The 12,809-nt window shown below is 60.7% G+C and carries 12 protein-coding genes; 8 read left to right on the top strand and 4 right to left on the bottom strand.

The window, feature by feature from the left end; all coding sequences use genetic code 11:
- Positions 1–82 precede the first annotated feature (82 nt).
- A complete protein-coding gene (locus LMH93_RS05770; protein ID WP_003254945.1) occupies positions 83–685 on the bottom strand; it encodes a peroxiredoxin in 603 nt (200 codons plus the stop codon).
- A gap of 224 nt (positions 686–909) precedes the next feature.
- On the opposite strand from LMH93_RS05770, the gene LMH93_RS05765 reads away from it, so the two are divergent.
- Together LMH93_RS05765 and bfr are read left to right on the top strand one after the other, a co-directional pair.
- The gene (locus LMH93_RS05765; RefSeq protein ID WP_230064914.1) at positions 910–1,128 is read left to right on the top strand and encodes a bacterioferritin-associated ferredoxin; all 219 of its coding nucleotides are present in this window, start codon (positions 910–912) and stop codon (positions 1,126–1,128) included.
- Between the two features lie 199 nt (positions 1,129–1,327).
- Positions 1,328–1,801: a bacterioferritin gene (gene bfr, locus LMH93_RS05760; protein ID WP_003254948.1), complete on the top strand. Its 474-nt coding sequence runs from the start codon at positions 1,328–1,330 to the stop codon at positions 1,799–1,801.
- Between the two features lie 57 nt (positions 1,802–1,858).
- On the opposite strand, the gene grxD is transcribed toward bfr, so the two are convergent.
- Both grxD and LMH93_RS05750 read right to left on the bottom strand, forming a co-directional pair.
- On the bottom strand, positions 1,859–2,194 hold the full coding sequence (grxD, locus tag LMH93_RS05755; RefSeq protein WP_003254949.1) for a Grx4 family monothiol glutaredoxin: 336 nt from the start codon (positions 2,192–2,194) through the stop codon (positions 1,859–1,861).
- Positions 2,195–2,285: 91 nt separating this feature from the next.
- Positions 2,286–4,394, bottom strand: a complete 2,109-nt coding sequence (locus LMH93_RS05750) for a molybdopterin oxidoreductase family protein (protein WP_230064913.1) — start codon at positions 4,392–4,394, stop codon at positions 2,286–2,288.
- A gap of 374 nt (positions 4,395–4,768) precedes the next feature.
- Between LMH93_RS05750 and argF the strand changes: the two genes are divergently transcribed.
- Complete coding sequence (argF, locus tag LMH93_RS05745) at positions 4,769–5,689, top strand: ornithine carbamoyltransferase (protein WP_003254953.1); 921 nt, start codon at positions 4,769–4,771, stop codon at positions 5,687–5,689.
- A complete protein-coding gene (locus tag LMH93_RS05740; protein WP_014755513.1) occupies positions 5,686–6,795 on the top strand; it encodes an ABC transporter ATP-binding protein in 1,110 nt (369 codons plus the stop codon). The genes argF and LMH93_RS05740 overlap by 4 nt, the downstream gene beginning before the upstream one ends.
- Positions 6,796–6,915: 120 nt before the next feature.
- Here LMH93_RS05740 and ybaK read toward each other — a convergent pair whose 3' ends face one another.
- Positions 6,916–7,386, bottom strand: a complete 471-nt coding sequence (gene ybaK, locus LMH93_RS05735) for a Cys-tRNA(Pro) deacylase (RefSeq protein ID WP_003254957.1) — start codon at positions 7,384–7,386, stop codon at positions 6,916–6,918.
- 302 nt (positions 7,387–7,688) lie between these two features.
- Between ybaK and LMH93_RS05730 the strand changes: the two genes are divergently transcribed.
- The 4 genes from LMH93_RS05730 (at position 7,689) to glpD (ending at position 12,783) form a co-directional block, all read left to right on the top strand.
- Entirely contained in the window at positions 7,689–8,540 is an 852-nt protein-coding gene (locus tag LMH93_RS05730) for an MIP/aquaporin family protein (RefSeq protein ID WP_003254959.1), read from the top strand.
- Between the two features lie 51 nt (positions 8,541–8,591).
- The gene (glpK, locus tag LMH93_RS05725) at positions 8,592–10,091 is read left to right on the top strand and encodes a glycerol kinase GlpK (protein ID WP_003254960.1); all 1,500 of its coding nucleotides are present in this window, start codon (positions 8,592–8,594) and stop codon (positions 10,089–10,091) included.
- A gap of 101 nt (positions 10,092–10,192) precedes the next feature.
- Positions 10,193–10,948, top strand: coding sequence for a DNA-binding transcriptional repressor GlpR (glpR, locus tag LMH93_RS05720; protein WP_003254962.1), 756 nt, complete (start codon positions 10,193–10,195; stop codon positions 10,946–10,948).
- A 296-nt stretch (positions 10,949–11,244) separates the two neighbouring features.
- Positions 11,245–12,783 (top strand): glycerol-3-phosphate dehydrogenase, encoded by a 1,539-nt coding sequence (gene glpD / locus LMH93_RS05715; protein WP_230064912.1) that lies wholly within the window; start codon positions 11,245–11,247, stop codon positions 12,781–12,783.
- Positions 12,784–12,809 lie beyond the last annotated feature (26 nt).

The raw sequence follows: 12,809 nt of genomic DNA, 5'->3' as shown, positions 1-12,809 counted from the left end.
CGCGAGCGCGTCCGTAAGAGACCTGCACAGTGAGGCATAAAAAAACCGGCCACGAAGGCCGGTTTTTTCATGCACGCAGCAATTACAGCTTGCCAGCGTTCTCGCTCAGGTAGGCAGCAACGCCTTCAGGCGAAGCGTTCATGCCCTTGTCGCCTTTTTTCCAGTTGGCAGGGCACACTTCGCCGTGCTCTTCGTGGAACTGCAGAGCGTCGACCAGACGCAGCAGCTCGTCCATGTTACGGCCCAGTGGCAGGTCGTTGACGATCTGTGAACGGACAACACCGTTGGTATCGATCAGGAAGGCACCACGGAAGGCCACGCCGCCTTCGGACTCGACGTCGTAGGCTTTGCAGATTTCGTGGGTCATGTCGGCAGCCAGGGTGTACTTCACCTGACCGATGCCGCCGTTGTTGACCGGGGTGTTACGCCAGGCGTTGTGGGTGAAGTGCGAGTCGATCGACACGCCGATCACTTCCACGTTGCGCGCCTGGAAGTCAGGGATGCGGTTGTCCAGGGCGATCAGCTCGGACGGGCAGACGAAGGTGAAGTCCAGCGGGTAGAAGAACACCAGGCCGTACTTGCCCTTGATGGCCGAGGCCAGGTTGAAGCTATCGACGATCTCGCCATTGCCCAGCACGGCCGGAACGGTGAAATCGGGGGCTTTCTTACCAACGAGTACGCTCATTGTAATCTCCTGATGAGGGTGAAAAACCGTTTGCCGGGCCAGACGGGCTTGCCCGACATCCAACAAAGGCCGACCATCATACACGGCTTCTCATGACAGGCCGACTCCGTCGACAAAGCGACCACCGGTCGCTCAAGCACAGCACCCTCAGAAAGATCTTTGACAAGCATTCTCATTAACATTAAGCTCCAACCCATCGACCCAACCAGCGATGGTCAGCCCTTATGTATGTGTGTCTTTGTGTCGGCGTTACCGACGGACAGATCCGCGATGCGATCTATGAAGGATGCTGCAGTTACAAGGAAGTGCGAGCCGCCACCAATGTCGCCAGCCAGTGTGGGAAATGCGCCTGCGTGGCCAAGCAGGTGGTCCGCGAGACCCTGACCGAGCTTCAGGTCAGCCAGGCGGTCTTGCCCTACCCCGTCGAATTTACCGCTGCCTGAACGCAGAATTTCAAGAACCGGACCTGGTGTCCGGTTTTTTTATGCCCGCAATTCAACAAGTTAGCGTTGCAACGCGGTTCACAAACATTCTTATTCCTATTAATTTTCACTTAGTATTCAAGAACTTAGGTTTGACACACCTAAGTATCGGGCTCAAACTTCAGTGGATTGACACACTTCTACAGGGCAGGAACCCGACATGAAAGGCGACGTAAGCGTCATCCAGCATCTCAACAAGATCCTCGGAAACGAGCTGGTCGCGATCAACCAGTACTTCCTGCACGCACGCATGTACGAAGATTGGGGGCTGAACAAACTCGGCAAGCACGAGTACAAAGAATCCATCGATGAAATGAAGCACGCTGACAAACTGATCAAGCGTATTTTGTTCCTCGAAGGTATTCCTAACGTTCAGGACCTGGGCAAACTGCTGATCGGCGAGCACACCAAGGAAATGCTCGAGTGTGACCTGAAGATTGAACAGCAAGGCCTGGTCGACCTGAAGGCCGCCATCGCCCATTGTGAAACCGCTGGCGACTTCGGCTCGCGTGACGTGCTCGAAGATATCCTCGAGTCCGAGGAAGAACACATCGACTGGCTGGAAACCCAACTGGGGCTGATCGACAAGATCGGTATCGAGAACTACCTGCAGTCGCAGATGGGCGAAGAGTAACTATTCGCCCCATAAAAAAACCCGCTGATCGCGGGTTTTTTTATGTTTGCCGGAAGATCAGGCTTCAGAAGCCTTGGCCTTGGCAGCCGCTTCCTTGATCAGGGTTTGCAGCTCACCCTTCTCGAACATTTCCAGCATGATGTCGCTGCCGCCAACCAGCTCACCGGCTACCCACAGTTGCGGGAAGGTCGGCCAGTTGGCGTATTTTGGCAGGTTGGCGCGAATTTCCGGGTTCTGCAGGATGTCGACGTAGGCGAACTTTTCGCCACAACCCATCACGGCCTGCGATGCACGCGCAGAGAAGCCGCACTGCGGGGCATTCGGCGAGCCTTTCATGTAAAGCAGAATGGTGTTGTTGGCAATCTGCTCTTTGATCGTTTCGATGATATCCATGTAGCACCTCGGCTGAACTATCCGACACAGTCGTCGGCACGGTGTCGCATTGTATCGGAAAGCCGAGCGCCGTGCTCGGCCTTGCCGTTCCTCAAGCGGCCTCGACCTGCACGGGTACGCCATTGAGCGCAGCGTTTCCGGAAACCTGGTCCCGAAAGCGCTCATCGGTCAGGTCATTGGCACTCACGCCGGGTTGCGCCTGGGCGATCTGCAGGTGCACGCCCTGACGACCATGACCATAGCCATGGGGCAAGCTGACCACACCGGGCATCATGTCCTCGCAGGCCTGCACCTCGACCTCCAGTGAGCCAGTACGCGAACGGATGCGCACGCGCTGGCCATCCTGCAGTTGCCGCCGCTGTAAATCTTGCGGGTGCATCAACAACTGATGCCGTGGCTTGCCTTTCACCAGGCGATGGAAGTTGTGCATCCACGAGTTGTTGCTGCGCACATGGCGGCGCCCGATCAGCAGCAGCTCGCCCGGCACTGGGGGCGTCATTTGCGCCAGGCGGTGCAAGTCGTCCAGCAAGACCTGAGGGGCTGCTTCGACAGCCTTGCTGACGGTCGTCAAGCGCCCAGCGAGGTTGCTGCGTAAAGGCCCCAGGTCAAGCCCGTGCGGGTGATCGTCCAGTGTTGCCAGGGAGAGCTGCCAAGGCGTTGCTTCACCATAGCGCCCTTTGCGCAGGGCTTGATCAATCATCTGCGCAGGCGACCAGGTCGGCTTCAACGCCAACTCGGCACGCTTGGCAAACGCCTGGGCCAGGCCGACGAAGATCTCCCAGTCATGCAGTGCCCCCTCCGGCTTGGTCAGGATCGCCCGGTTGAAGCGCGTGACATTGCGCACTGCCAGCAAGTTGAAGGTGCTGTCGTAATGGTCGTTCTCCAGCGCTGAGGTGGAGGGCAGGATCAAGTCGGCATGGCGGGTGGTTTCGTTGATGTAGAGATCGATACTGAGCATGAACTCCAGACCCTCCAGCGCCGTATCCAGCTGGCGGCCGTTAGGCGTGGACAACACAGGGTTACCGGCAACGGTCACCAGGGCGCGCACCTGCCCTTCGCCCGGTGTTTGCATTTCCTCGGCCAGGGCAGCCACCGGCAGCTCGCCGCCGTACTCGGGCAAACCCGACACACGGCTCTGCCAGGCGTTGAAATGGCCGCCCGAGGTGGTTGCCACCAGGTCGACGGCAGGCTCCGTGCACAACGCGCCGCCTGTGCGGTCGAGGTTGCCGGTCACCAGGTTCACAAGTTGCACCAGCCAGTGGCAAAGGGTACCGAATGCTTGGGTCGAGACGCCCATGCGGCCGTAGCACACGGCCTGCCCGGCAGCGGCGAAGTCGCGTGCCAGCTGGCGAATATCCGCTGCAGCAATACCACATTGGGCGCTCACGGCCTCGGCACTGAACGGCGCAATGGCCTGGCGCACCTGCTGCAGGCCGTTGACCGGCAAGTGCGAGCCCCGTGCCAGGCCTTCTTCGAACAATGTGTTGAGCAAGCCGCACAACAGGGCTGCATCACCACCGGGGCGTATGAACAAATGGCTGTCAGCCATTGCCGCCGTTTCGCTACGCCGCGGGTCAACCACCACCAGGCGCCCACCACGCGCCCGCAGGGCCTTCAGGCGCTTCTCCACGTCCGGAACAGTCATGATGCTGCCATTGGAGGCCAGCGGGTTGCCGCCAAGAATCAGCATGAACCCCGTGTGGTCGATGTCCGGAATCGGCAGCAGCAGCCCATGCCCATACATCAAGTGGCTGACCAGGTGTTGGGGCAACTGGTCCACTGAAGTGGCTGAGAAACGGTTACGGGTCTTGAGCAGGCCCAGAAAGTAGTTGCTGTGGGTCATCAAGCCGTAATTGTGCACGCTCGGGTTGCCTTGGTAGACCGCCACGGCATTGCGCCCATGGGCTTGCTGGACCGCCCACAATTTTTCGGCTGCCAGTGCGAAAGCCTCATCCCAGCCAATGGCCTGCCAATGCTCGCCGACCCGCTTGTGGGGCTGGCGCAGGCGATCCGGGTCGTTCTGAATGTCCTGCAACGCCACGGCCTTGGGGCAGACATGGCCACGGCTGAACGGGTCCATGGGGTCGCCCTTGATCGAGCTGATCAGGGCCCGCCCGTCTTCCTCATGGCTGACTTCGATGTTGAGCCCGCAGATCGCTTCGCACAGGTGACAGGCACGGTGATGCAGGGTCTTGGTCATGGCCGCCTCTGCCTTGTTGTTGTCGAACAGTGACTATGCGCCCGCCCCCCGCCCCGCGGCCAGTGCGCTTCGCCGCGTGAATCCACCGACATCAGGCGCACGATTTACGACAGCCATTTGCCAAATTGCCAGCAAGCCGTGTACAACCGTCTGTAGCAAATAAAGAACAGCACGGGCCAACGGGTAAAGACACCCTTTGCAATACCCTTTGCGATCACCCCGCTTTTCCCCCCTTGGCTTCAGGCGACATTTACTTATAGTATTGCGCCTTTCCCTATTTCGTCCGCCCCGTGCGGCTTACGCCGCAGGTCACCCCCGTTGTCAAAAAAACCATACGGTCGACCTGCATACCGTTGCAGATAAGGTAGTCACTCATGAGCGCTAGGCACTTTCTCTCCCTGCTGGACTTCACCACCGACGAATTGCTCGGGGTGATCCGCCGCGGCATCGAGCTGAAGGACCTGCGCAAGCGAGGCGTGCTGTTCGAACCGCTGAAGAACCGTGTGCTGGGCATGATCTTCGAAAAGTCCTCGACCCGTACCCGCGTGTCGTTCGAGGCCGGCATGATCCAGCTCGGCGGCCAGGCCATCTTCCTGTCGCCCCGCGACACCCAGCTGGGCCGCGGCGAGCCGATTGGTGACAGCGCCATCGTGCTGTCGAGCATGGTTGATGTGGTGATGATCCGGACCCACGCCCACAGCACCCTGACCGAGTTCGCCGCCAAGTCGCGTGTGCCCGTGATCAACGGTCTGTCCGACGAATCGCACCCGTGCCAACTGCTGGCCGACATGCAGACCTTCGTTGAACACCGCGGCTCGATTCAGGGCAAGACCGTGACCTGGATCGGCGATGGCTTCAACATGTGCAACTCCTATATCGAAGCCGCCAGGCAGTTCGATTTCCAGCTGCGCATCGCCTGCCCCGAAGGCTATGAGCCGGATCAACGCTTCATGGCACTGGGCGGTGACCGCGTGCAGATCATCCGGGATGCCAGGGAAGCTGTGCGTGATGCACACCTGGTGGTCACCGATGTCTGGACTTCCATGGGTCAGGAGGAGGAAACTGCACGGCGCCTGGCGCATTTCGCGCCTTACCAGGTCACCCGCGAACTGCTCGACCTGGCTGCACCCGATGTCCTCTTCATGCACTGCCTGCCCGCCCACCGTGGCGAGGAAATCAGCCAGGACCTGCTCGACGACCCACGTTCGGTCGCCTGGGACGAGGCTGAAAACCGCCTGCATGCACAGAAGGCGCTTCTCGAATTCCTTGTAGAACCGGCTTACCACCACGCATGAGTCAACCCCTACTGCTCAACCTGCGCAACCTCGCCTGCGGCTATGGCGACCAGCGCATCGTCCAGAACCTCAACCTGCACCTGAACGCAGGCGACATCGGTTGCCTGCTGGGTTCATCCGGTTGTGGCAAGACCACCACCCTGCGTGCCATCGCCGGTTTCGAGCCGGTGCACGAAGGTGAAATCCACCTGGCCGGTGAGGTCATTTCCCGGGCTGGCTTCACCCTGGCTCCGGAAAAGCGCCGCATCGGCATGGTATTTCAGGACTACGCACTGTTCCCGCACCTGACCGTGGCGCAGAACATTGCCTTTGGTATCGCCAAACACCCACGCCAGGCCGCCGTCATCGAAGAGATGCTGGAGCTGGTCAAACTCGGCGGGCTGGGCGGGCGTTACCCGCATGAGCTGTCTGGCGGCCAGCAGCAACGTGTCGCCCTGGCCCGGGCGCTGGCGCCCGAGCCGCAACTGTTGCTGCTTGACGAGCCATTCTCCAACCTCGACGTGGAGCTGCGCCGGCGCCTGAGCCATGAGGTTCGCGATATTCTCAAAAGCCGCGGTACCAGCGCCATTCTGGTCACCCATGACCAGGAAGAAGCCTTTGCCGTCAGCGACCAGGTTGGCGTCTTCAAGGAAGGCCGCCTGGAACAGTGGGATACGCCCTATAACCTTTACCACGAACCGCAGACGCCATTCGTGGCGAGTTTCATCGGCCAGGGATACTTCATCCGTGGGCAAATGAGCAGCCACGAGGCAGTCAATACCGAAGTGGGTGAGCTGCGCGGTAACCGCGCCTACATCATGGCGCCGGGCAGTTCGGTGGATGTACTGCTGCGGCCCGACGATATCGTGTATGCACCGGGCAGCGGGCTACAGGCGAACATCGTTGGCAAGAGCTTCCTGGGGGCATCGACCCTGTACCGCCTGCAACTGCCGACTGGCAGCCAGCTGGAAGCGATCTTCCCTAGCCATAACGACCTTCAGGTCGGTGAAGATGTGGGGATTGCGGTGAAAGCCGATCACCTGGTGCTGTTCCCGGTGCCGGGTAGCGTAGCGGCGCAGTTGCCGCGCCAGGAGAATGGCGTGCGTCGGTACAGTTCCGCGACCTGATTGCAGACCCTTGGGGCCGCGCTGCGGCCCAATCGCGACACAAGGCCGCTCCCACAGGAAATCGAGAACTCCTGTGGGGCGGCCTTGTGTCGCGATTGGGCTGCAGCGCGGCTCCGGATCTCAGCCTCTGCCGATCCCGGCAAACGTGCCCTGCGTATACTCCGCCAGCACCGCCGCTGCCAGCTCCACTTCCAGGCCACGCCTGCCGGCGCTGACATGGATAGTTGCAAAATTCTGCGCCGAGTCATCAATGAAGGTCCGCAGGCGCTTCTTCTGCCCCAGCGGGCTGATGCCACCCACCAGGTAACCGGTCGCCCGCTGCGCCGCCGCCGGGTCGGCCATCTCGCACTTCTTCACGCCGGCAGCATGGGCCAGGGCCTTGAGGTCCAGGGTACCCACCACAGGCACAACCGCTACCAGCAATTCCCCTTTCTCGCTGCTTGCCAGCAACGTCTTGAACACCTGTTGCGGGTCGAGCCCGAGCTTTTCTGCCGCCTCCAGGCCATACGACGCCGACTTCGGGTCATGTTCATAACTGTGCACACGATGCTCGGCACGGTGCTTCTTCAACAAGTCTAGGGCGGGGGTCATGCAAGGGCTCCAGTCAGGGACGACTCGGCGGCTACTTTAGGACAATTCCCACATCCCAGCCACCGCACCGCAATCGCGCGGGTCTAGTACAGGGATCAGCAGCTGATTCTAGCGACCATATCGTGACTGACCGTTCACTTTCGACCTTTGACATCAGCGTTTCTTGTCTATATTTTTTCGTTTCTGAATAAGCGGTGCACTTATAAGGTGCATTTCCTACATCACCCGGGGTCAATGGGGATAGACACCGGGTTTTGCTGTCGAGCGCCACGCGCCTCACAACAAAAAAAACGAGGTCATACATGACGACTGCTCTGCGCCAACCCACACTGTCCAGCCAATGCCTGGCCGAGTTTCTCGGCACCGCCCTGCTCATCTTCTTCGGTACCGGCTGCGTCGCCGCGCTCAAGGTGGCCGGCGCCAGCTTCGGGCTTTGGGAAATCAGTATCATCTGGGGCGTGGGCGTCAGCATGGCCATCTACCTCACCGCCGGTATTTCCGGTGCGCACCTGAACCCAGCCGTGAGTATCGCCCTCACACTGTTCGCAGGGTTCGACAAGCGCAAGCTGCCCTTCTACATGCTGGCCCAGGTATGCGGCGCATTCTGTGGCGCAGCACTGGTCTACACGCTATACAGCAATCTGTTCTTCGATTTCGAACAAGCCCACGCCATGCTGCGCGGTAGCGAAGGCAGCCTGGAGCTGGCCTCGGTGTTCTCCACCTACCCGCACCCGTCGCTGTCCACCAGCCAGGCGTTTCTGGTCGAAGTGGTGATCACTGCCATTCTGATGGCCGTGATCATGGCCCTGACCGACGACAACAACGGCCTGCCGCGCGGCGCCATGGCCCCGCTGCTGATCGGCCTGCTGATTGCAGTGATTGGCAGCGCCATGGGCCCATTGACTGGCTTTGCGATGAACCCGGCCCGCGATTTCGGGCCAAAACTCATGACCTTCCTGGCCGGTTGGGGCGAAATCGCCTTCACTGGCGGGCGGGATATTCCCTATTTCCTGGTTCCGGTATTTGCACCGATCCTTGGCGCCTGCTTGGGTGCAGCGAGCTATCGCGGCCTGATTGCACGCAACCTGCCAATGGCGCCTGCCGCGACCCCTGAGACAAATGACATTCGCCAGGGCGATACTCAAGCCAATTGATGCCGCCATCACGCACAGCCCTGACCCCCTATTCTTGCAAGGCCTACGACCATGACAGACACCCAGGATAAGAACTACATCATCGCCCTGGACCAGGGTACCACCAGCTCACGGGCGATCATTTTCGACCGTGACGCCAATGTTGTAGGTACCTCCCAGCGCGAGTTCGCACAGCATTACCCGCAGGCGGGCTGGGTCGAGCATGACCCGATGGAGATTTTCGCCACACAAAGCGCCACCATGGTCGAGGCCCTTGCCCAGGCGGGTATCAGCCACGCCCAGGTCGCTGCGCTGGGCATCACCAACCAACGCGAAACCACGGTGGTGTGGGACAAGGAAACCGGACGCCCGGTGTACAACGCCATTGTCTGGCAGTGCCGCCGCAGCACCGAGATTTGTGCCCAGCTCAAGCGCGACGGCCACGAAGGCTACATTCGTGAAACCACCGGCCTGGTCACCGACCCGTATTTCTCCGGCACCAAGCTGAAGTGGATCCTCGACAATGTCGAGGGCGCCCGTGAACGCGCCGAGCGTGGCGAACTGCTGTTCGGCACCATCGACACCTGGCTGATCTGGAAGTTTACGGGTGGCAAGGTTCACGTCACCGACTACACCAACGCCTCGCGCACGCTGATGTTCAACATCCACAGCCTGCAGTGGGACGACAAGCTGCTGCAAATCCTGGGCATCCCGCGGCAAATGCTGCCTGAGGTGCGCCCATCTTCGGAAGTGTACGGCCACACCAAGAGCGGCATTGCCATTGCCGGTATCGCCGGCGACCAGCAGTCGGCACTGTTCGGCCAGATGTGCGTTGAGCCGGGCCAAGCCAAGAATACCTACGGCACCGGCTGCTTCCTGTTGATGAACACGGGCGACCAGGCGGTGAAGTCGTCCCACGGTCTGCTCACGACCATTGCTTGCGGCCCGCGTGGTGAGGTGGCCTATGCACTGGAAGGTGCGGTATTCAATGGTGGCTCTACCGTGCAATGGCTGCGTGACGAACTGAAGATCGTCAACGACGCCCTGGATACCGAGTATTTCGCCAGCAAGGTCAAGGACAGCAACGGCGTGTACCTGGTGCCCGCCTTTACCGGCCTGGGTGCCCCGTACTGGGACCCGTATGCCCGCGGTGCGTTGTTCGGCCTGACACGTGGTGTAAAGGTGGACCACATCATTCGCGCCGCACTGGAGTCCATCGCCTACCAGACCCGCGATGTCCTCGACGCCATGCAGCAGGACTGTGGCCAGCGCTTGTCCGAGCTGCGCGTGGACGGTGGTGCAGTGGCCAACAACTTCCTCATGCAGTTCCAGGCCGACATCCTCGGCACCTGCGTCGAGCGGCCGCAGATGCGCGAAACCACGGCGCTGGGCGCCGCCTATCTGGCAGGCCTGGCCTGTGGCTTCTGGAGTGGCCTGGACGAGCTGCGCGACAAGGCGATCATCGAGCGTGAATTCAGCCCGCAGTTGGACGAAACGCAGAAAGAAAAGCTGTATGCCGGCTGGAAGAAGGCGGTCGAGCGTACCCGTGACTGGGAAGATCACGAGGCATGATAGCTGTTGGGGCCGCCATGCGGCCCCAATCGTCCACTGGCCGTCATCCCCTTCCTACGGCATCATTGCAGAATTTGTCCGGCAGCCCCAAAGGACCGCCCATGAATCTGCCCCCTCGCCAACAACAAATCCTCGAACTGGTACGCGAACGCGGCTATGTCAGTATCGAGGAAATGGCGCAGCTGTTCGTTGTCACTCCCCAGACCATCCGACGCGACATCAACCAGCTTGCCGAGCTCAACCTGCTGCGTCGTTATCACGGCGGCGCGGCTTACGATTCGAGCATCGAGAACACCGCCTACGCCATGCGTGCCGACCAGATGCGCGACGAAAAGCAGCGCATTGCCGACGCCGTAGCCCGGCAGATTCCCGACCATGCGTCGCTGTTCATCAACATCGGCACCACCACCGAATCGATCGCACGGGCGCTGCTCAACCACAACCACCTGAAAGTCATCACCAACAACTTGCACGTGGCGGCGATCCTGGCCGCCAAGGACGATTTCGAAGTGCTGGTGGCGGGTGGCACGGTACGCCGTGATGGTGGTGTAGTCGGCCAGGCCAGTGTCGATTTCATCAACCAGTTCAAGGTCGACTTCGCCCTGGTGGGCATCAGCGGTATCGACGAGGATGGCAGCCTGCTCGATTTCGACTATCAGGAAGTGCGGGTGTCGCAAGCCATCATCGCCAATGCCCGGCAAGTGATCCTCGCGGCCGATTCCAGCAAGTTCGGGCGCAATGCCATGGTGCGTCTGGGCTCGATCGACCTGGTCGACTGCCTGGTGACCGACCAGACACCAACCCCGACCCTTACCCAATTGTTGAACCAGAACAAGATCAGGCTTGAGGTGGTTTGAGGGCTGGTGGGTGCATGCCGCCAGATGTGTGGCGGCCGTGAGATCAAGTGCGGCCCGCGCGGCGCATCGCGAGCGTGGCTCGCGCCTGCATCGGTTTCGGGCCAGTTATGCCTGAGACAGCGCCTCCCCAAGAACCAAAGTCACCCCCTAAATTTTCGGAAATGTTCACTTCGTTGTCATTTGATCAGTTTTTTCTATAGAGACTGACTGGCGACCGGCTTTCTGTTGCGCTAATATTTTCGCAAACGAACATCAATGTTCATATTCGATGTGAACAGCCCCAGGAGGCCTTGCCCGTGTCCCAGCCAGTTTCGTCCCAGCCCCCAACAGCCAACTGCTATGACCTTGTCGTGATCGGCGGTGGCATCAATGGCGTGGGCATCGCTGCCGACGCCGCTGGTCGCGGCTTGAAGGTCTTCCTTTGCGAAAAAGACGACCTGGCCCAACACACGTCGTCAGCCAGCAGCAAACTGATTCACGGTGGCCTGCGCTACCTGGAGCACTACGAGTTTCGCCTCGTACGCGAGGCCTTGGCTGAACGCGAAGTGCTGCTGGCCAAGGCCCCGCACATCGTCAAACCTATGCGCTTCGTGCTTCCGCACCGCCCGCACCTGCGCCCTGCATGGATGATCCGCGCCGGCCTGTTCCTCTACGACCACCTGGGCAAGCGCAAGCGCCTGGGCGCCTCGCGTAGCCTGCGCTTCGGCCCGGGCTACCCGCTGAAGCCGGCAATCACCCGCGGCTTCGAATACGCCGACTGCGCTGTCGATGACGCCCGCCTGGTAGTACTCAACGCCATGGCGGCCCGTGAGCTGGGCGCACACATCCACACCCGCACCCGCTGCTTGCGCGCCGAACGTGTAGAGGGCTTGTGGCAGGTAGAACTGCAGCACGCCGACGGCAGCCTCCAGACGATCCATACCCGCGCGCTGGTCAACGCCGCCGGCCCGTGGGTGGCCAGCTTCATCAAGGACGACCTCAAGCTCGATGCGCCTTACGGCATCCGCCTGATCCAGGGCAGCCACATTATCGTGCCGCGCCTGTATGAAGGTGAACATGCCTATATTCTGCAGAATGAAGACCAGCGCATCGTCTTCTGCATCCCTTACCTGGACCGGTTTACCCTGATCGGCACCACTGACCGGGAATACAGCGGCGACCCTGCCGCGGTCGCCATTACCGAGCAGGAAACACATTACCTGTTGAAGGTCGTCAACGAGCACTTCAACCACCAACTGAGCCAAGCCGACATCCTGCATACCTACTCCGGCGTTCGGCCGCTGTGCAACGACGAGTCAGACAACCCTTCGGCGGTGACCCGGGACTACACACTCGCCCTTTCGGCAGAAGCTGGCCAGGCACCGCTGCTGTCGGTGTTCGGTGGCAAGCTCACCACCTACCGCAAGCTGGCCGAATCGGCCATGGCTGAACTCAAGCCCTTCTTCACCCAGATGCGCGGCCCCTGGACCGCCAGTGCGCCACTGCCGGGCGCAGAGGGCATGACAACGGTACAGGCGCTGATCGATGCCGTACTGGCACGTTGCGGCTGGTTGCCTGTAGACCTGGCCAAACGCTGGGTGCTCACCTATGGCAGCCGTGTGTGGCGACTGCTCGATGGCGTTCACGGCCCCGAAGACCTCGGGCAGGCTATCGGGGCCGGGCTGTTCACCCGCGAGGTGGACTACCTGCTGGAAGAGGAATGGGCAGAGCAAACCGCTGACATTATCTGGCGTCGCACCAAGCTGGGCCTGTCGCTGACTGCACAGGAGCAGATGGCCCTGGAGGCGTATCTGCAGCAAGCCCGCAAGGTGCGCGCGAATAGCCGCGCAGCCTGATACCGACGGTGAAGCCCTCTTGATCC

It is taken from the genome of Pseudomonas sp. CIP-10 (assembly GCF_020911845.1).
Lineage (GTDB): Bacteria > Pseudomonadota > Gammaproteobacteria > Pseudomonadales > Pseudomonadaceae > Aquipseudomonas > Aquipseudomonas alloputida.
The sequence above is the reverse complement of the archived record's forward strand: the minus strand, read 5'-3'. Positions and strand labels throughout refer to the sequence as shown.

What these genes read in the sequence shown, in the direction of transcription:
- LMH93_RS05770 (WP_003254945.1), bottom strand. Translation starts at nt 685, where the DNA reads ATGAGCGTACTCGTTGGTAAGAAAGCCCCCGATTTCACCGTTCCGGCC.
- LMH93_RS05765 (WP_230064914.1), top strand. Translation starts at nt 910, where the DNA reads ATGTATGTGTGTCTTTGTGTCGGCGTTACCGACGGACAGATCCGCGAT.
- bfr (WP_003254948.1), top strand. Translation starts at nt 1,328, where the DNA reads ATGAAAGGCGACGTAAGCGTCATCCAGCATCTCAACAAGATCCTCGGA.
- grxD (WP_003254949.1), bottom strand. Translation starts at nt 2,194, where the DNA reads ATGGATATCATCGAAACGATCAAAGAGCAGATTGCCAACAACACCATT.
- LMH93_RS05750 (WP_230064913.1), bottom strand. Translation starts at nt 4,394, where the DNA reads ATGACCAAGACCCTGCATCACCGTGCCTGTCACCTGTGCGAAGCGATC.
- argF (WP_003254953.1), top strand. Translation starts at nt 4,769, where the DNA reads ATGAGCGCTAGGCACTTTCTCTCCCTGCTGGACTTCACCACCGACGAA.
- LMH93_RS05740 (WP_014755513.1), top strand. Translation starts at nt 5,686, where the DNA reads ATGAGTCAACCCCTACTGCTCAACCTGCGCAACCTCGCCTGCGGCTAT.
- ybaK (WP_003254957.1), bottom strand. Translation starts at nt 7,386, where the DNA reads ATGACCCCCGCCCTAGACTTGTTGAAGAAGCACCGTGCCGAGCATCGT.
- LMH93_RS05730 (WP_003254959.1), top strand. Translation starts at nt 7,689, where the DNA reads ATGACGACTGCTCTGCGCCAACCCACACTGTCCAGCCAATGCCTGGCC.
- glpK (WP_003254960.1), top strand. Translation starts at nt 8,592, where the DNA reads ATGACAGACACCCAGGATAAGAACTACATCATCGCCCTGGACCAGGGT.
- glpR (WP_003254962.1), top strand. Translation starts at nt 10,193, where the DNA reads ATGAATCTGCCCCCTCGCCAACAACAAATCCTCGAACTGGTACGCGAA.